This window comes from Heyndrickxia acidicola (assembly GCF_001636425.1).
Classification (GTDB): Bacteria; Bacillota; Bacilli; order Bacillales; family Bacillaceae_C; genus Bacillus_AE; species Bacillus_AE acidicola.
Window position 1 is genome coordinate 4,177,391 of sequence record NZ_KV440953.1, and the last position, 17,628, is coordinate 4,195,018.

The window sequence follows — 17,628 nt, forward strand, 5'->3', positions numbered from 1 at the left end:
GTTATTTTCCTTTTATGAAGGAGCGATTCATCCTGCTGTTTCCAATTCGATATTGGTAATGCGATTATCATCCTGCTGGGTCTCCGCAAACACGCTGATCCCGCAGGAGTCTCGCTTCTTCCGCGCCAATCAACCTTTGAATTAAATCCAAATTGGGAATGTACATAGGCATAGGCAGCGTTCTGATCATCCTGCTGGGTTGATTTGCGCTGGAGGCACTCGCTTTCCGCGGGGCGGTTGCGGAGCCTCCTCGTCGCTGCGCTCCTGCGGGGTCTCCCCAAACACGCTGATCCCGCAGGAGTCTCGCTTCTTCCGCGCCAATCAACCTTTGAATTAAATCCAAATTGGGAATGTACATAGGCATAGGCAGCGTTCTGATCATCCTGCTGGGTTGATTTGCGCTGGAGGCACTCGCTTTCCGCGGGGCGGTTGCGGAGCCTCCTCGTCGCTGCGCTCCTGCGGGGTCTCCCCAAACACGCTGATCCCGCAGGAGTCTCGCTTCTTCCGCGCCAATCAACCTTTGAATTAAATCCAAATTGGGAATGCACATAGACATAGGCAGCGTTCTGATCATCCTGCTGGGTTGATTTGCGCTGCAGGCACTCGCTTTCCGCGGGGCGGTTGCGGAGCCTCCTCGTCGCAAGCTCCTGCTGGGTCTCCGCAAACACGCTGATCCCGCAGGAGTCTCGTGCCTTCCGCTCCAATCCACATAGAATTCAGATCACTACGGGGGTTTTACTAAGAGAATGGATTCAGCCCTCAACATGCAGCGGAAAGCAACCTGCAGGAAGAATAGAGCATTTGCCACAATCATTTTGGCAGAGAAGCCTGTTTTGAATTCTTCACTTTTTTCACTAGGATGACTGTTATACAAAGAAGCGGCACATAAATATAATTCAGCAGGAATCCGAATTCTGAAAGCGTCTGAAGCAGGGAATCAATTTGCAGACGTGTTTTTAAAAAAGGCAGGCAGAATAGGCAAACCATGCAAATGAGGACAACGCCAATTCGCTGGTTGAGCTTCACTGTCCTTTTTAAAATCCGCGACGCACACCAGATATAGGTACAGACATTCGGCAAAATAATGAGGCACCAGTTTGCTATTCCGATATATTCAAAGCGCTCTACAACTGGAAGGTCAATTATTTTAAAAACGGATAAAGTAGGCCATATTTCCTTAATCAATTGCTCCTGTGTAAAAAATGCAAAGGAAACAAAGGTGACATATGTGTATAAAAGGGTAGTAAATCCTATTCCTAAATGAATCCACTTCTTCGATCTTTCAGGATTTTTTATAAAAGGATAAAAGAATAGTACGGATTCATAGCCTAAATAGGTTAAAGACATATCCTGAGAAGCCAGTAAAATTTCTTTTCCCGAATGGTCAAAAAGAGGCAGGAAGTGACGGAAATCATGAAATTGCAATGCCAGGCCAAAAATAAAGATAATATAAAAAGGAAGAACAAATGCAAAGAAGGATACACCAGCAATGGTTCGAAAGCCTCCAAATATGATATAGATACATAGCAGCAAAAAAGCAGTGCCAAACCAAAAGGTACTGAAATCGGGAAACATCCAAACTTCCACTACTTCAATATAAGAGCGTAAAAGAGTAATGCTTATGGACATAAAGTAGGCAAACCATATGAAACTAAAGAAACCGCCTATCCATTTACCCATTAGGCTGAAATGAGTATCATTGAGGTCTCCGCTGCTTTTTTCCATCAGCCTGTACATAAACCATACCACCAGATTTGTACTGAGACCGGCGAGGATGACGGAAATCCAGCCATCATATCCTGCAATACGTGCAATAATGCGCTGAAATCCCATCGCCCCTATTCCAACCTGGTTGCCCATAAGGAAAAAGACGAGGAAAGGGGATATTTTACGGCTATCGGGAATTGGCTTCATACTTCATCCTCCAACATGATTGAAACTCTTCTAGCTAGTATGGGCATTTTAAGAGCATATTATGAAAACAGCCTGAAAAACGGATAACCCTATATGCAAATGAAGAAATGATGATCGCAACACCAAATAATTTACTGTCTGATTGGGAACGGTAAATAAGGAGTCATCTTGACAAAACGCAATAAAAGTAAAATAATTGGTATAGACAACTATATAACATTACGTTAGTAACGATAATGAGGTGGATGAAAATGGACACACGCGTCATGATAAATGCAGACATTTATACAGGCGAAAAGCGAATCAAGAATGGATTTATCCGTTTCAAGGACACCATTATCCAGGTGGGATCCATGGATGAATATAAACTCGAACAGGCTGAAAAGGTTCTTGATGCCAAAGGCCAAACGATCATTCCAGGAATGATTGATATCCATATACATGGCGGATTCGGAATTGACACGATGGATGCAAACCCTGAAGCACTAGAGGTTCTAAGCAATAAACTGCTTGGCGAAGGAGTGACTTCTTTTTTCGCGACAACCATTACTCAGGATTATGAAGCGATTGAGAAGGCTCTTCTTTCGGTGAAAGCAGCTAAGGAAACAGGCAGAACGACGATTGAAGGAATACACCTTGAGGGTCCTTTTATTTCGGAAAAAAGAGCAGGTGCACAGCCTGTTGAATATATTTCGGAACCGGATATCGAGCTGTTTTTAAAATGGCACGAAGCATCAGGAGAACAAATTAAGCTTGTGACCTATGCGCCGGAACGGAATGGGGCGCAGGAATTTGAATGTGTCATGCTGGAAAAAGGCATCGTTCCTTCCATGGGGCACTCGGATGCAGTGAGAGAAGAACTGATGAATAGCAAGACGACACACGCGACCCATCTCTACAATGGCATGCGCGGACTCCATCACAGGGAAGCGGGCGTAGCAGGGCATGCACTGTTGGAGGATTCAATCCAGGCAGAAATCATTGCGGATGGAATCCACATCCATCCTGATATGGTGAACCTTGCTTATCGGATGAAAGGAGCAAAAGGCATTTCATTAATCTCCGATGCCATGCGTGCTAAGGGTTTGCCAGACGGGGAATCAGAGCTTGGCGGTCAAAAAGTCATGGTGAAAAATGGAGAGGCAAGGCTTGAAAACGGATCACTAGCGGGAAGTATATTAACGATGGACCAGGCTTTCCGAAACATCATTCAGTTTACAGGCTGTTCCATTGAAGAAGCGGTCCAAATGACGTCTGTCAATCAATCAGAGGAATTTGGGCTAAATTCAAAAGGGAAGCTTTTGCCAGGAAGAGATGCTGACTTTGTTTTATTGAACGATAAGCTTCAGGTAAAAGAAACGTATCATCTGGGAAAACGTCATCAAAGGGAGGAATAAACATGGAAATTCGTGTTTTTGAAACAAAAGAGCAGGCAGCAAAACAAGCATTTGAAACCATCCGGGAGGGGATTGAGGCAGGGAGCGTCCGGACGCTTGGACTTGCTACCGGAAGCACTCCTTTGATGCTGTATAAAGAAATGCGAGAAGCAAAATTAGATGTGTCCAATATTACGACTGTGAACCTGGATGAATATGCCGGAATGCCGGCTGATGATCCGCACAGCTATCATTATTACATGGAGGACGAATTATTTTCTCACCTCTCCTTTAAGCAATCATTTTTGCCAAATGGCACAGCCTTGGATCTAGAAGAGGAGTGCCAGCGCTACGAAAATATTCTTCGTGAACATCCTGTTGATATTCAGGTACTGGGAATCGGAGCAAACGGACATATCGGTTTTAACGAACCAGGGACTTCATTTGATTCCGAAACGCATGTTGTCGACCTGACGGAATCCACTAGGGAAGCGAACAAGCGCTTTTTTGAAAGGGAAACGGATGTACCGGTTCAGGCATTGTCTATGGGAATTAAATCGATCCTTTCTGCTAAAAAAATCATCCTCCTCGCGTTCGGGAGCCAAAAGGCGGAAGCGGTCCAGCAGATGGTGGAAGGAAGTGTGGATATTAATCATCCAGCATCTGTCCTTCAAACGCATCCGAATGTCTTGGTATTTGCGGATGAAGAAGCGGCCTCTCTTTTAAAACGGGGCCTGTACCATGATTGATAAAAATTCGCCAATCCCGATCTATTTTCAAATTCAAGAGTATGTTCGAGAAAAGATAAAAAAGCAGGAGTGGGAGCGAGGTTCTGTTATTCCCTCCGAAAGAATATTGACAGAGGCTTTTGAGGTCAGCCGCATGACCATTCGCCAGGCGATTCAGGGCCTGGTGGATGAAGGAATCCTGGTAAGAAAACGGGGCAGCGGCACGTATGTGAATGATCAAAAAGTTGAACAGCCGCTGCAAAGTATGATGAGTTTCACCCGGCTCATGGAATCGACAGGGATGAAGGCAGCTGCCAGAGTTCTTTCTTTTACAGAACGGAAGGCGACCGAAACGGAAGCGAATGTTCTGGAGATAGAGACAGGGTCAAGGGTCATCCACCTAGAAAGAATTCGGCTTGGCAATGAGATTCCGATTGCCATTGAGACCTCGGTCATCCCGAAAAGTCTTGCAAAGGGGCTGACAAAGGCGGCGGCTGAGCATTCCCTGTATCAATTCCTTCAGGAGAAAGCGGGCCTCCAGTTCGGAGAAGCCAGGCAGTCCATCGAGGCGGTCAGTGCAGATGAGCGTACGGCTGAGCTCCTTGACATTGCTCCTGGATCGCCGATTTTGCTCATTGAGCGGGTGGCGTCTCTTAAAAACGGCTTGCCATTTGAATATGTTCATTCCTTCTATGCGGGGAACCGTTTCAAGTTTTATTTATAAGGTTTTTTTGAAAAAAAAACACAATTATAAGCAAGCAGCGATCTCCATTTGGGACGCTGCTTTTTAAAAATGGGGCGGACTCCTTTTCATTAGCTTTTCAATCACACAGTGAAAAAGCTTAACCGAAATAAGGATTAGCCACATCATTATTTTGAATAACGAGATCTGCGTACTGCTTGGGAGCATGTTCCTTTATATAAAGCTCGCAGGCGGCATGGTAGCGGCTGCGAAACATGTCTTCGGCATTCTTCATACTGCCAAAAGCTTCTGCTTCACGTTCAGCACCTCTTTTTCTGGCAGCCTCAAAATCAGCATCCACAAATAGCTTATAATCAAAATATGGGCGTAGCTCCTTTTTAAAAAGAAAGGTTCCATCCATAATAAAAATCATGTCCTTTGATGCAGTCTGGGCTTTTGCATCCACATATTGATCCTTTTCCAGGTCAAGGGAAATGGTTTGATATTGAAGATTACCGCCCGGCCCCAGAGGAAGGAGAAGCTTTTCTATAAACGCTTTGTAGTCATGTGCATCCTCGTAATATCCGATCGCAGAGTTTTTTCCCCGCCGATAGCGAATATGGGATGATGAAATTGATCAATACTGGTTCTGATCACCTTTCTCCCTCTTGCCTGAAGTTCACGGGCAATCTCGTTGGCAAGAGTCGTCTTTCCTGATGCAGTAATGCCGCTGACGCCTACCCGTAACGGATGATCTATGCGAATATTCATAATTTTTTCTGCGCACTCTGAGATAACATTCTGTCTGCTCATCTTTTTCCTCCTATCTTTTCTTTCTAAGGCCTGCCGATTCTTCTTGCCTGTATTGTAACAAAATCCGCTTGTGAAAGGATGATGTATAGAAAAAAAGACAGACTGCAAAAGCAAGTCTGTCCTATCGAATTTCTATTGCAAATCATAAAAGCGTTTAAAGCTGTCAAAATGGGATTTCCAATATGAATTATCAAGGGAAGAAATTTCAACACCGTTGTCACCGGCGTGAATGAACTGCTGGTTCCCTAAATAAATTCCCAAATGGGAAATACCACTTTGATAGGTACCCTCAAAGAAGACAAGATCGCCTGGCTGAGGCTTTGTTACATATGAAGAACGGCTGTAGTAGCTGTCGCTGGACATGCGAGAGACCTGGTAGCCTGCCTTATTGTAGGCATAATAGATGAAACCGCTGCAATCAAAGCCTGACTGTGTAGAACCTCCCCAAACATAAGGAGTTCCGATTACGCCTTTGGCTGCACTGATCAGTTTATCAACGGAGAAGCTGGCAGTACTTGCACTTGTTTGGCCGGAGCCTGTTGGAGGAGGAGACGATATTGTACCTTTGCCCGAGCTCGGAGGCGTTTGGGCAATCGTCGTACTGTTGGATACAATGAGCTTTTGGCCAGCGTAAATATTGTCACTCGTCAAAGTGTTCAGCTTTTTTAGATCGGCTACACTCATGCCTGCATTTTTTGCAATAACAGAAAGACTGTCTCCTGATTTAACAACGTAGATGCCCGTTTGTCCAGTGGCGGGCGGTGCAGCAGGCTTTGATGAGCCTCCAGTTGTTGTTACAGGAGAAGCAGGTACAGCTGCCGGGCTCGCCACGTTCAGCACTTGTCCGATTTTAATAACGTCTGTTTTTAATTGGTTCCAGGAATTCAATTGTGCGACAGTAACCTTAAACTTTGATGCAATCTTGCTGAGAGAATCACCGGATGTGACTTTATACGTTTTTGCAGAAGATGCAGGAGCGGTTTTTGTACTGGCAATGGATGCTGTGCTGGAAGATGCAGCGGCAGAACCGGATATCTTTAAGGTATCGCCAATATGTATAAGATCCGAGCTGAGCTTATTCCAGGATTTTAGCTGTGCGACCGTAACAGAATATTTCAGCGCAATGGCACTCAGTGTGTCCCCAGATTTTACTTTATACGTTTTTACGCTTGCAGCAGGCTTTGAGACGGAGGATGAGGTTTGTTGGACCGTTAAAATTTGCATAGGATAAAGGACATCACTGTTTAAATGGTTCCAATTCCTCAGTTCCTGGATGGTTGTTCCATACTTTTTTGAAATCGTGTAAAGTGAATCACCGGATTGAACCTTGTAGGTTGCAGCAAAGGCCTGTCCCGTAAAGCCTGATGCCATAAGTGTCGTCGCGGCAACCGACAAAATGGTCTTTTTCACAATGGTTTCCCTCCCAAAAAATTCATTTATTCTATTATTCTACCAAATTTACCGTTAAAAGATAGCCCCGTTTTTGTCGAAAAGGACAAAAGTCCCGTCGTGTTTTTTTGAATAATGTGGAATTTTAGCATTATAATAGGAAGGGGTATAACAAATGGAGGTGTTTTTTTTGGGGAAACGCATTGTCGGGCTTGCCGTCATATTGCTTGCCGTTATGGCTCTTTCCGCATGTACGCAGGTCCCAACGCCAAATGAAAGGCTTTCACAATATGTGAAGCTTTGGAAAAACAATGATTTCAAAGACATGTATCAGGGCTATCTATCTTCCAGTGCAACAAAAGATACCAAGCCTGCTGATTTTGTCGACCGCTATCCGAAAATTTACAAAGGCTTGGATGTGAAAAACCTAAAGGTTACATACAAGCCCGTAAAGGAAGCGGACTATAAGAAAAATAATAAGGTAACCATCCCAGTCACTATTTCTTTTGATACCATGGCAGGGCCGATCCATTATACAGAGAACATGGTGATGGAGAAAAAGGAAGTGGACAAGCAGACCAACTGGTTTGTTGATTGGACGCCTTCCTTTATTCTGCCGGGTCTTGCTAAGGGTGATACGATCCAGCCTGTAACGGAAAATCCGGTACGCGGGGAAATAATGGATCGAAACGGAAGCAAGCTGGCAGCAAACGGAACCGTGAATGAAATTGGAATTGTCCCAGAACAAATGAAGGGGCACGAAAAGCAAGTGGAGACAAAGCTTTCGCAGCTGCTTGGATTACCTGCAGCAGAAATAGACCAGCAGTTAAAGGCTTCATGGGTGCAGCCGCAATCCTTTGTTCCCATTAAAAAGCTCTCTCCTGACCAGAACAAGCTTATTCCACAGCTCTTTAAGCTGCCGGGCGTGGACAAGCAGGCAGCTGAAGCAAGGGTTTATCCTTTGGGCAAAGCAGCCTCCCATTTAGTCGGCTATGTAGGCCCTATCACGGCAGAGGAGCTTGCCGCTCATAAGAATGAAGGCTATACAGCGAGCAGCCTGATTGGAAAACGGGGCCTCGAACAGCTGTATGACCTCAAGCTCCGCGGAAAGCCGGGTGAGAAAATAGAAATTGTCGCAAGCGATGGAAAAGTAAAGAATGTCGTGGCAGAGCAAAAGGTTCAAAACGGTGAGAACATAAAGGTAACGATTGATGGCAACCTTCAGAAGAAAATCTATGGGCAAATGCAAAATAATGCAGGAACCTCAGCAGCCATCAATCCAAAAACAGGGGAAGTCCTTGCACTCGTGAGCACACCAGCGTTCGATCCAAATGCGTTCGAATTGGGCATGTCGTCACAAGATTACAGCAAGCTGCAAAACGATCCGCTTCAGCCTTTAATTAACCGTTTCGCCCTTTCCTATGCACCGGGCTCTTCGATGAAGCCAATTACGGGAGCCATTGCACTGGATACCGGAACCATCAAGCCAAGTGATACCAAAACCATCATTGGAAGATCATGGACCAAAAAGGGCTGGGGCAGCTACAGTGTCACCCGGGTCGATGTCAACAATGCACCGGAAAACATGGAAACAGCTATGATGTATTCCGATAATATTTTCTTTGCACAGACCGCTCTTGACATGGGGGCAGATAAGTTCATCAATGGATTGAAGAAATTCGGTTTCGGCCAAACGATCCCATTTGATTATCCGCTTAAGGATTCGCAGATCTCTTCCACGGGAACCTTCAACAGCGAAGGCCAATTGGCAGACAGCGGCTTTGGCCAGGGACAGGTTCAGCTGAACATCCTGCATCTTGCCGTTGCCTATACGCCGTTTATTGATAATGGAAGCATGATAAAGCCGCATTTGCTCTTAAATAATGAGAAAACATCTTATTGGAAAGAAAACATCATTAAACCTGCCACGGCTTCAGAAATTGCTCACATGATGAGAACCGTTGTCATTGACCCGCGCGGTACCGGACATCTTGCCAACCTCCCAGGCATGCAGATTGCCGGAAAAACGGGTACAGCTGAACTGAAAAAAGACAAGCAGGAGAAAAACGGCAAAGAAAACGGAGTCTTTGTCGCCTACGACCAAAAAAACCCAACCCTTTTAATCGCCATGCTCGTAGAAGGCGTCCAGGATCTGGGCGGCAGCCATGCAGTCGTACAAAAGGTTGCTAATGTATTCCAAAAATAAAGGCTTTGCTTCTATCCAGCTAAACAATCAAGAGGGGAAAGCCGATATAAGAAAAACACGGGATAAGATGCTGTCCCGTGTTTTTTCTTGGATGTTTTCTTAAAGATTATTGCTTTTTCGCCATAGGCAAGTTCCATAAAAACGGCTTGTTTCGGGACATCTTTTTTTAAAAAAAGTTCTTTCTCCTAAGTATAACTGTGAATAATCGCTGTACTTCGCGGGTAAAAGCAAAAAAGTTTAAGAAAAGAGACTTTTTCTTTTTTAGACAAAATTGAAATGCTATTGGAATATAATTTTGCTGTGTGAAATTTGTAAAAAAACATCAAAAAATATACTGATTAATGTAGGGTTAATATTATTTACATATATATTTTACATATGTTACGTTATATTTTGACAAAATATTTCGTCATTAATACGTGATAAAAAGGGGAGGCGGATTTTTACGAGTTTTACTTATTGGACTAATATTATTTGGGGGGGGAACATGTGTTAAAAAGAAGTGCAGCCTTACTTTTTATCCTGCTTTTTGCCTTTTCAAGCACCGCTCTTGGAGCGGGTGCAGCAGCCAAAGTACTGCCGGAAGCCGGTAAAAGGGCAGGCATACTGAAACCAGTGTTAAAGCCGACCATGGATCCGAATAAAAAGGTAAGGATTATCGTCGAGCTAACATCCGCGCCATCCATTACATATGCCACGAAAAAAGGGGTTAAATTCAGTGAGCTGAGTCTTTCCACCAAGAAATCACTTGAGCAAAATGCTCTTGAAAAGCAGGATGATGTCAAGAATCAAATAAGAAAAAAAGCGGTCGCGGCAAGCTATATCAACAGCTTTACAACGGTTCTCAACGGCTTCAGCGCGGAAGTAAAGTACAAAGATATTGACCAGATTAAACAAATACCAGACGTACAAAAAGTATATATAGCAAATGAATATAAGCGTCCTGCAGAAATGCCTGAGATGAAATACAGCAAAGAGCTTGTCCAGGCACAGGAAGCATGGAAATCCTCCGGCTACAAAGGGGAAGGAATGGTGGTCGGCATCATTGATACGGGCATCGATTCCACGCACCGCGACATGGTCCTTTCAAAGGATACCCAGCCAAAGCTTACACCGGATAAAGTCAGCCAAATTATCAGTGCGAATAAGCTTCCGGGAAAATATTATACAAGCAAGGTACCGTATGGCTATAACTACATGGACCAAAACAGTGAAATCCGCGACCTGGGCCCAGGTGCAACCATGCATGGCATGCATGTATCCGGAATTGTGGCAGCCAACGGCGACGAAGATAACGGGGGAATTAAAGGGATTGCCCCCGAAGCCCAGCTCCTGGCATTAAAGGTATTTAGCAATAACCCTGAAAATACCTCCACTTATGGAGATATTTATATAAAGGCACTGGATGATGCCATTAAGCTCGGGGCAGATGTCATCAATATGAGTCTCGGATCCTCGGCTGGATTTACTTCTCCGGATGATCCAGAACAGCAAGCGGTTACCCGCGCAGTGGATAATGGCGTACTGATGTCCATCTCTGCAGGAAACGATGCCTTTTTTGGGGACAACCAATCGGTTTTGGGCCAGAATCCTGACTATGGTGTCAGCGCATCTCCCGGTTTATCCACTGATTCTATTGAAGTAGCATCCTATGAAAATAGCTTTGTGGATATGGATGATCTTCAATATGATGCGGGAGGAGACAAAGGAACCGCGGTCTACACGTCTGCAGGAAGTGCCAATCCGAATGACTTTGTCCAAAAGTCCTTTAAGGTGGTGCCTGCAGGAGTTGGAAATCCTGCTGATTTTAAAGGCGAGGACTTTACAGGGAAATTTGCCCTTGTCCAGCGCGGACAGATTGGCTTTGTCGATAAAGCCCTAAATGCGCAGAATGCCGGAGCAGAAGGAGTCATTATTTATAATAATGTAGATGGTCTCACGATCATGGCGACGGATCCAAAAATCACGATTCCACAATTATTCATGCAGAAAAATGATGGGGATAAACTGAGGGCTGCACTGGATAGCGGAAAAGATGTTACCATTACTTTTAATGGAGAAAAACAAAAAACGGCGAATCCAGAGGCCGGGAAAATGAGCGACTTTTCATCGTGGGGACTCACACCAGAGCTTGATTTTAAACCGGACATTACCGCACCGGGCGGTGAAATTTTATCGACATTAAATGACAACTCCTACGGAATCATGAGCGGTACTTCCATGGCGGCACCGCAAGTATCAGGCGGAGCTGCAATTGTTCTTGAACGAGTGGATAAGGAATTCAAATTAAAGAATCGGGATCGTGTTCAAAGAGCGAAGAATCTTTTAATGAACACAGCGAAGCCGATCCTTTTTGGCGGTACCTATGTATCGCCGAGGCGCCAGGGGGCAGGCTTAATGCAAATTAACAATGCCCTTACGACACCCACCATTGTAACCAATACAACCACGAATGAAGCAAAAGTCGCGTTAAAACAAATAAACGGAAACACTGCAACCTTTCAGTTAAAAGCACAAAATTTTTCGGACAAGGCTGTGCAATATGAGGTTCAGGCGAATGCCCAAACGGATAATCTGGAAGATAACAACGGCATCACAGTCGTTGAACCGAATGCAGTAGCTGCGAAAGACCTTGGCGCTATCGCCACCGTGAATGGCTCCGATAAAACCACCATAGAAATTCCGGCCAATGGAAGCGTGGCTTTTACCGTGACGGTTGATTTAACAAGTGTTGATCAGGAACTTGCGAGTAAATTCGTCAATGGCTACTGGGTCGAAGGATTTGTGACACTCAAGGATCCTACCGATACCAATCCGGATTTACACGTTCCGTATTCTGGCTTTAAAGGGGAATGGGATAAAGCACCGATTCTGGACAAGCCAAATTGGGATGCAGATTCCTTCTATGGCATGACAGGGCTTGGGACGTCCGCAGGCTCTGATTTTGACTTTCTTGGCCAGGATTATCAGGCTGAAAGCAAGACACCAGGAAAGCTGTACCTTGATCCAAACCGAGATGCCTTTTCTCCAAATGGAGACGGCAGCCAGGATAATGTCATTCCGATTCTCTCCTTCTTGCGGAATGCCAAACAAGTAAAATTCAATGTGCTAGATAAAGATAAACATGTCATCAGGACGCTTAGAACGGAAAATTTCGTATCAAAAAACTATGACAGTGCCAATCCTTATACCTTCGACCCAGACTGGGGATGGGACGGAACGGTAAATGGCAAGCCTGTTGCCGAGGGACAATACTATTATCAGGTTCAATCCGTGATTGACTACCCTGGCGCTAAGTGGCAGACCGTTGATTTCCCTGTAAAAGTGGATGATACCCCTCCGACTGTTGATGCGAGCTTCAATCGGGCAACACAAACGGTTACAGCGCATGCTGCTGACAATAAAAATGGAAGCGGGATTGCCTACTGGGATGTATTGATTGACGGGAACTCAGTTGGTGCTTATCTGTCCGATAAAGATACAAGCTACCAGTTAAAGAAAAAGCTTTCTTCTGATCAGGAGCTGACGGTTGTGGCAGTCGATAATGCTGGCAATGCAACTTTTGCAGAAGTAAGCGGTGCTGTGGATAAAACGAAACCTGAAGTGCATATGCTGACGCCCAAATACCTGGGAGTATCCGACAGCAAGGATGTGAAAGTGACGGGGTATGTCACCGACAAATCCGGCGTGAGATCCTTTGAGGTAAATGGCAAATCAGTCAAGCTTACGTATGACAGCAGCCAGGACCAATATTTGTTCAATACAACGATTCATTATACAAAAGACGGTGTCTACGATATTCAGGCAGCGGCAGTAGACAGAGCCGGAAACAAAGGGGAAATCAGCCAGAGGTTTTTGCTGGATTCCACTGCTCCGAAGGTCTTTTTAAGCGATGCTCATTATGTTAAATCCTATGTAAATTCTATTCATCTTTCAATCGGGGTTTCCGATGCATTTGATGGAGTAAGAGTTTATCTTGACGATGATGAAATCTATCATCATAATCTATCATCACCCTACAGAGTCACCAACTTTAAGAAAACCATTTCTGCAGATCTGAAGCTTTCTTCGGGACACAATATCCATACGGTAAAAGTTGTGGATACTGCAGGCCATACGACAACAACTACCTTTGATGTCTATAAAACCAGCAGATCTCCCAAGCATTATAAGGATGTCAGCCGCTCACACTGGGCATTCGAGGAAATCAATACGCTTTCTGTCATGGGCATTTTAACCGGCGGCACATCGACCATGTTTGAACCGGCAAAGGATGTGACTCGTTTAGAGGCAGCAAAGATGATGGTACGCGCATTGGGGTTAAGCACCAGCAATCTCCCTGCTCCCAAGTACTCAGACATCAGCAAGCTGAAAAAGTCAGATCCGGAAGGCTACAAAGCGATTGCGGCTCTAACGGATGAAGGGCTTATGTCGGGAAGCAAGGGCAAGTTCAACCCCCAGGGCTCCCTCACACGGGGGGAACTGGCAAAGCTGCTCGTACAGGCATTTGAGCTGGAGGGTTCAGCGTCCCAAACCTTTAAAGACGTCAAGAAAGGAAACCCGTTTGCTCCATACGTTAGTATCGCAGTCAGCAATCACGTGATGAATCCCTACAAGGACGGTTCCTTCAACGTCAGCAAAAAAGTAACAAGGGCAGACTTCGCCCTTTACCTTGCAAGGGTGTTCGATGACCGGTTCAAGTGAGGGAAGGCAGAAGGTATGGCTGTATTCATAGCAAGTAGAAAAGAATAGATAAGAAAAGGCTGTCTCAATTGATTAATGGATCAATTATGAGGCAGCCTTTTTCTATATTATTTTTGGAATTACTAAATTTTTAGCCTTTAGAAGACAAAAAGAACTTGGCAAAGAAGGTACTGAGGGTAATATTGGGAAAGAAGCAGCAATTTACTACATTAAAGCAAAGAAGGGGTCAGACCCCTTCTTTGCTTTAAAGCGTTAAACAATCGCTTCCCTGCCCTTACTCCTCTAGGTTTTTGAGTGAATCAAGCGGATCGCCAAGGAATTCCTTCGTAAATCTCAGCCATTCTCTTGCCGCAAAGGAGAGGTAGCGGTCACGCCTCCAGATAATCGCAAGATGCCAGGGAATCACCGGTTCATGGAGCGGGATAATCCGCACCTTATCCGAGTCAACGGCCCGCGTCACGGTTTCCGGCAGAAGAGCAATGCCAAGATCAGCGGCTACCATTTCACTGATGAAGTCCCATTGCGAGCTTTCATAAATAATGTTCGGATTAAATCCGACACGCACGCATTCCTCTATAATCCGGTCATGCAGGGTAAAGTCCTTGCTGAACAGAATAAATGTTTCTTCCTCCAGCTCCGATAACGTAACAATGTCTTTCTGAGCCAGGTGATGATCAGGATGGACCAACAGCATTAAATTCTCATTTACAAACGAATAGGCATGGAAATGATTCTCTTTGGTCGGAAGCACCACGACCCCCAAATCCAAGGTGCCATTGCTGATATCCAGTTCCACTGATTTCGCCCCGACCTCCACGACCTGCAGGGAAATATTCGGGTACTGCTTATGAAACTTCTGTATGATTTTTGGAAAAAACCGAGAACCAATCATCGGGGGAAGGCCGATAGCAATAGAGCCTGTTTTCAGGCTCATTAAGTCATCCAGCTCATCCGATAAATTCTCAAAGGATTTAATGATATTTTGTGCCTGTGTAAAAATGACATTTCCGGCGTCTGTGAGTTTGATTTGCTTGCCGGAGCGGTCGAACAGGGTAACTCCAAGCTCTTCTTCAATGTTTTTAATCATCTTACTGATCGTGGGCTGTGTTACATAAAGCTTTTGTGCCGCTTTTGTAAAACTGCCATGTATGGCGACAGCCACGAAATATTGCAAATGCTGAATATCCACTTAATAAAACCTCCGCAGTCATAGATGAAAGGAATGATGAACATTCTATATATTCATTTTACCTATACCGATGTGTGTTGTACACTTTTAGTAACAACTTTTCTACAGGCTCTTTTGCCTGAATTGCTGCTTTTACTCATTACCATTTCAGCTTTACCCCATCTATACAAGTACTAAGGAGAAACAGCATACGGCAAAAACCAGAACGGAACATAAGAAGGTGATTTATATGTTGAAAATACTAAAAGGATGCCTGCAGGTGCTGGCATTATTTTTATTCGCAGATGCATTAAATGCATTGACAACAGCTCTTAATATCAAGATTCCAGGAAGCATCATTGGTCTGATTCTGCTATTTATCCTGCTGCAGACCAAGGTCGTCAAGCTAAGCTGGATTGAAACCGGCGGGAGCTTTTTATTAGCTGAGCTTCTGTTATTTTTCATTCCATCCGCAGTGGGGATGATGCAGTACCAGCATTTGCTGATGGATAACGGACTGAAAATACTAGTGATTATTATTTCCAGTTCTTTAATCGTTATGATTGGATCTGGTTTATTGGCAGAGCAAATAGGAAAACTGGTAAAACGAAAGGAAGAAAAACAAGTATGATTTCAGGATTCATCGCTATTATAGCTACCATTGCTGTGTATGCAGGCTCTAAATGGTGCTACAAGCGGACAGGAAAAGCGTTCTTAACACCGCTTTTGATCGCTCCGCTTATTTTAATTGTCATTTTGGCATGCACTCATATTTCTTACAGCACCTACAATGGAGGAGCAAAAGTCCTTACAAGCCTTCTACAGCCTGCAACGGTCGCTTTTGCCATTCCTTTATATAAATTCTTTCCGGTACTAAAAAAGCACGTTAGAGAAATCTTATCCGGAGTGGTTGTTGGTTCATTCATGTCCATTTTTTCAGCAGCCTGCCTTGCTGTCTTGTTTGGCTTTAACGGCTCGCTGCTCCACAGTATCATGCCGTATTCAGTGACAACCCCGATTGCGATGGGGGTATCGCAAAAAATCGGCGGAATCCCAACGGTTACAGCTGTATTTGTCATCATCACCGGGATACTTGGAACCATTATTGGGCCATTGATTATTCGGATATTCCGTATCAACAGTGAAATTGCCCGCGGTGTTCTACTAGGCACAAGCTCGCATGGTGCCGGTACCTCCAAAGCACTCGAAATGAGCAGCATCTCCGGTGCCATCTCCAGTGTCTGCATGGTGCTCGCAGCCATCATCTCATTCTGTGCCTCTCCGATCATTGCAACCCTCTTCTAACTGAGTGCACTTTAGTGCTTCACCGCAAATTAGGGGTCTGACCCCTTCTATGCTTTAGAGAATGAAAGAGCAAGCAAATCCGCCGCAGCGGATTCGCTTGCTCTTTTTACTTTTTAGAGCTAAAAAACAAGACCTCAAAACCATTCCAGCCCCTCATAGGACATCCTGTCGAATCCTCCCCCATTAGCGGTAAATCGCCCCTGTTAAAAACCTCCTAATTATTTTCCTAATATTTCACAAATATGAAGAAAATTAGTTTAAAATGAAGAAAAAAGCACCGATAGGGGAGAGCGGCTTGAGAAAAAAATGGTCCATTGTGTTTATTGTTGCGGGAATTTTGTCCCTCGTGTTTGGGTGTCTAAGCCTGACAGCAGAAAAACAGGAAAAAGGACGAACAGTGGCGAATGCCAGTCCTAAAAAAGAAGAGTCAGATCAGAAGGTGACCCTAAAGCTCCAAACAGTCAATCCGGAAAAAACTCCAACCAAACCGGAACAGCAGGAAGCAAAAACAAGCAAGGACGGCAACAGCCAAACCAACAGCCAAACCAACAGCCAAAACAAAAACATCCTTTCCTCAGCCAAAGTCGCTTCATCAAATGAATCCAAAAAAAGAGTAGCATACCTGACATTCGATGACGGACCGAATACCAACACCATGCGCCTTCTTGGCATTCTGGACCAGTACCATGTTAAAGCGACCTTTTTTATGCTGAATTATAATATGCTTGGCCAACAAAAGGCAGTTAAAAAAATGGCCAATGAAGGCTTTGGAATTGGCTGCCATGGCGTAACGCACCAAGTGAGCAAGTTTTACCATTCACCAGCCTCTGCGTATGGTGAAATGAAAACCTGTTTAGCAACCATGAAGGACATTACCCATAAAACATCCATTATGATCCGCACACCATATGGAAGTGTTCCTTATATGACACCCCCTTTTATGAAAATCATGGATCAGCATGGGTACCATCTGTGGGATTGGAATGTTGACAGCCTGGACTGGAAATTCTTAAACGGTCCGAAAACAGCCCAGTACACGATCAGCCAGATTGCTGCCCTGAAGAATAGAGGCATTACTCCGGTTATTCTCATGCATGATAAATCGACAACAAGCGACGCAGTCCCTGCCATTATTCGCTATCTAAAGGCAAACGGCTATGACATCAAAGCCCTTACAAATACGCTCACACCGTTGAATTTCAGGAATCATCATCAGTTATAGGTTTAAATACTGGTAATCTATCTATTTTCTAGGTCCATTTCATTATTTTTAAAAAAATAGAAAAAAAGTCCTGATTATATGATAAACTTTGACATGATAAGACATTTGAAAGGATGGATTT

13 protein-coding genes and 1 pseudogene are annotated in these 17,628 nt (G+C 44.5%); 8 read left to right on the plus strand and 6 right to left on the minus strand.

Annotation, left to right across the window (positions count from 1 at the left end; all coding sequences use genetic code 11):
* Positions 1-67: 67 nt before the first annotated feature.
* The 3 genes from A5N88_RS25640 to A5N88_RS19460 all read right to left on the minus strand — a co-directional run bounded on the left by A5N88_RS25640 (position 68) and on the right by A5N88_RS19460 (position 1,914).
* On the minus strand, positions 68-574 hold the full coding sequence (locus A5N88_RS25640; protein WP_198160325.1) for a hypothetical protein: 507 nt from the start codon (positions 572-574) through the stop codon (positions 68-70).
* Entirely contained in the window at positions 571-711 is a 141-nt protein-coding gene (locus tag A5N88_RS25645; RefSeq protein ID WP_198160326.1) for a hypothetical protein, read from the minus strand. The genes A5N88_RS25640 and A5N88_RS25645 overlap by 4 nt, the downstream gene beginning before the upstream one ends.
* 99 nt (positions 712-810) lie before the next feature.
* The gene (locus A5N88_RS19460; protein ID WP_066269108.1) at positions 811-1,914 is read right to left on the minus strand and encodes a GerAB/ArcD/ProY family transporter; all 1,104 of its coding nucleotides are present in this window, start codon (positions 1,912-1,914) and stop codon (positions 811-813) included.
* Positions 1,915-2,165: 251 nt separating this feature from the next.
* Between A5N88_RS19460 and nagA the strand changes: the two genes are divergently transcribed.
* Genes nagA through A5N88_RS19475 form a run of 3 tightly spaced genes read left to right on the plus strand, consistent with a single transcriptional unit; the run spans position 2,166 to position 4,742 of the window.
* Positions 2,166-3,311, plus strand: a complete 1,146-nt coding sequence (gene nagA / locus A5N88_RS19465) for an N-acetylglucosamine-6-phosphate deacetylase (protein ID WP_066269110.1) — start codon at positions 2,166-2,168, stop codon at positions 3,309-3,311.
* 2 nt (positions 3,312-3,313) lie between these two features.
* Positions 3,314-4,039 carry a glucosamine-6-phosphate deaminase gene (gene nagB, locus A5N88_RS19470; RefSeq protein ID WP_066269116.1) on the plus strand — a complete coding sequence of 242 codons (726 nt, stop codon included), beginning with the start codon at positions 3,314-3,316 and terminating at the stop codon, positions 4,037-4,039.
* Positions 4,032-4,742 carry a GntR family transcriptional regulator gene (locus A5N88_RS19475; RefSeq protein ID WP_066269117.1) on the plus strand — a complete coding sequence of 237 codons (711 nt, stop codon included), beginning with the start codon at positions 4,032-4,034 and terminating at the stop codon, positions 4,740-4,742. The genes nagB and A5N88_RS19475 overlap by 8 nt, the downstream gene beginning before the upstream one ends.
* Before the next feature lie 118 nt (positions 4,743-4,860).
* Here A5N88_RS19475 and A5N88_RS19480 read toward each other — a convergent pair.
* Positions 4,861-5,513 (minus strand): annotated as a pseudogene (locus A5N88_RS19480) (hypothetical protein).
* 132 nt (positions 5,514-5,645) lie between these two features.
* Positions 5,646-6,923 (minus strand): C40 family peptidase, encoded by a 1,278-nt coding sequence (locus A5N88_RS19485; protein WP_232317597.1) that lies wholly within the window; start codon positions 6,921-6,923, stop codon positions 5,646-5,648.
* Positions 6,924-7,092: 169 nt separating this feature from the next.
* Between A5N88_RS19485 and A5N88_RS19490 the strand changes: the two genes are divergently transcribed.
* Both A5N88_RS19490 and A5N88_RS19495 read left to right on the plus strand, forming a co-directional pair.
* Positions 7,093-9,108, plus strand: a complete 2,016-nt coding sequence (locus A5N88_RS19490) for a penicillin-binding transpeptidase domain-containing protein (RefSeq protein ID WP_083953332.1) — start codon at positions 7,093-7,095, stop codon at positions 9,106-9,108.
* Between the two features lie 489 nt (positions 9,109-9,597).
* Positions 9,598-13,812 (plus strand): S8 family serine peptidase, encoded by a 4,215-nt coding sequence (locus A5N88_RS19495; protein WP_066269124.1) that lies wholly within the window; start codon positions 9,598-9,600, stop codon positions 13,810-13,812.
* A 274-nt stretch (positions 13,813-14,086) separates the two neighbouring features.
* Here the strand turns inward: A5N88_RS19495 and cidR are convergent, their stop codons facing one another.
* Complete coding sequence (gene cidR, locus A5N88_RS19500; RefSeq protein WP_066269126.1) at positions 14,087-15,001, minus strand: cidABC operon transcriptional activator CidR; 915 nt, start codon at positions 14,999-15,001, stop codon at positions 14,087-14,089.
* 229 nt (positions 15,002-15,230) lie between these two features.
* Between cidR and A5N88_RS19505 the strand changes: the two genes are divergently transcribed.
* The 3 genes from A5N88_RS19505 to A5N88_RS19515 all read left to right on the plus strand — a co-directional run bounded on the left by A5N88_RS19505 (position 15,231) and on the right by A5N88_RS19515 (position 17,507).
* Positions 15,231-15,611, plus strand: a complete 381-nt coding sequence (locus tag A5N88_RS19505) for a CidA/LrgA family holin-like protein (RefSeq protein WP_066269128.1) — start codon at positions 15,231-15,233, stop codon at positions 15,609-15,611.
* On the plus strand, positions 15,608-16,285 hold the full coding sequence (locus A5N88_RS19510) for a CidB/LrgB family autolysis modulator (RefSeq protein ID WP_066269131.1): 678 nt from the start codon (positions 15,608-15,610) through the stop codon (positions 16,283-16,285). Before A5N88_RS19505 ends, A5N88_RS19510 begins: the two co-directional genes overlap by 4 nt.
* 295 nt (positions 16,286-16,580) lie before the next feature.
* Positions 16,581-17,507, plus strand: a complete 927-nt coding sequence (locus tag A5N88_RS19515) for a polysaccharide deacetylase family protein (protein ID WP_198160327.1) — start codon at positions 16,581-16,583, stop codon at positions 17,505-17,507.
* The last annotated feature ends 121 nt before the right edge of the window (positions 17,508-17,628 follow it).

Excerpts from the sequence above, each read along its gene's own strand:
- A5N88_RS25640 (WP_198160325.1), bottom strand. The coding sequence starts at position 574 with ATGATCAGAACGCTGCCTATGTCTATGTGCATTCCCAATTTGGATTTA.
- A5N88_RS25645 (WP_198160326.1), bottom strand. The coding sequence starts at position 711 with ATGTGGATTGGAGCGGAAGGCACGAGACTCCTGCGGGATCAGCGTGTT.
- A5N88_RS19460 (WP_066269108.1), bottom strand. The coding sequence starts at position 1,914 with ATGAAGCCAATTCCCGATAGCCGTAAAATATCCCCTTTCCTCGTCTTT.
- nagA (WP_066269110.1), top strand. The coding sequence starts at position 2,166 with ATGGACACACGCGTCATGATAAATGCAGACATTTATACAGGCGAAAAG.
- nagB (WP_066269116.1), top strand. The coding sequence starts at position 3,314 with ATGGAAATTCGTGTTTTTGAAACAAAAGAGCAGGCAGCAAAACAAGCA.
- A5N88_RS19475 (WP_066269117.1), top strand. The coding sequence starts at position 4,032 with ATGATTGATAAAAATTCGCCAATCCCGATCTATTTTCAAATTCAAGAG.
- A5N88_RS19505 (WP_066269128.1), top strand. The coding sequence starts at position 15,231 with ATGTTGAAAATACTAAAAGGATGCCTGCAGGTGCTGGCATTATTTTTA.
- A5N88_RS19510 (WP_066269131.1), top strand. The coding sequence starts at position 15,608 with ATGATTTCAGGATTCATCGCTATTATAGCTACCATTGCTGTGTATGCA.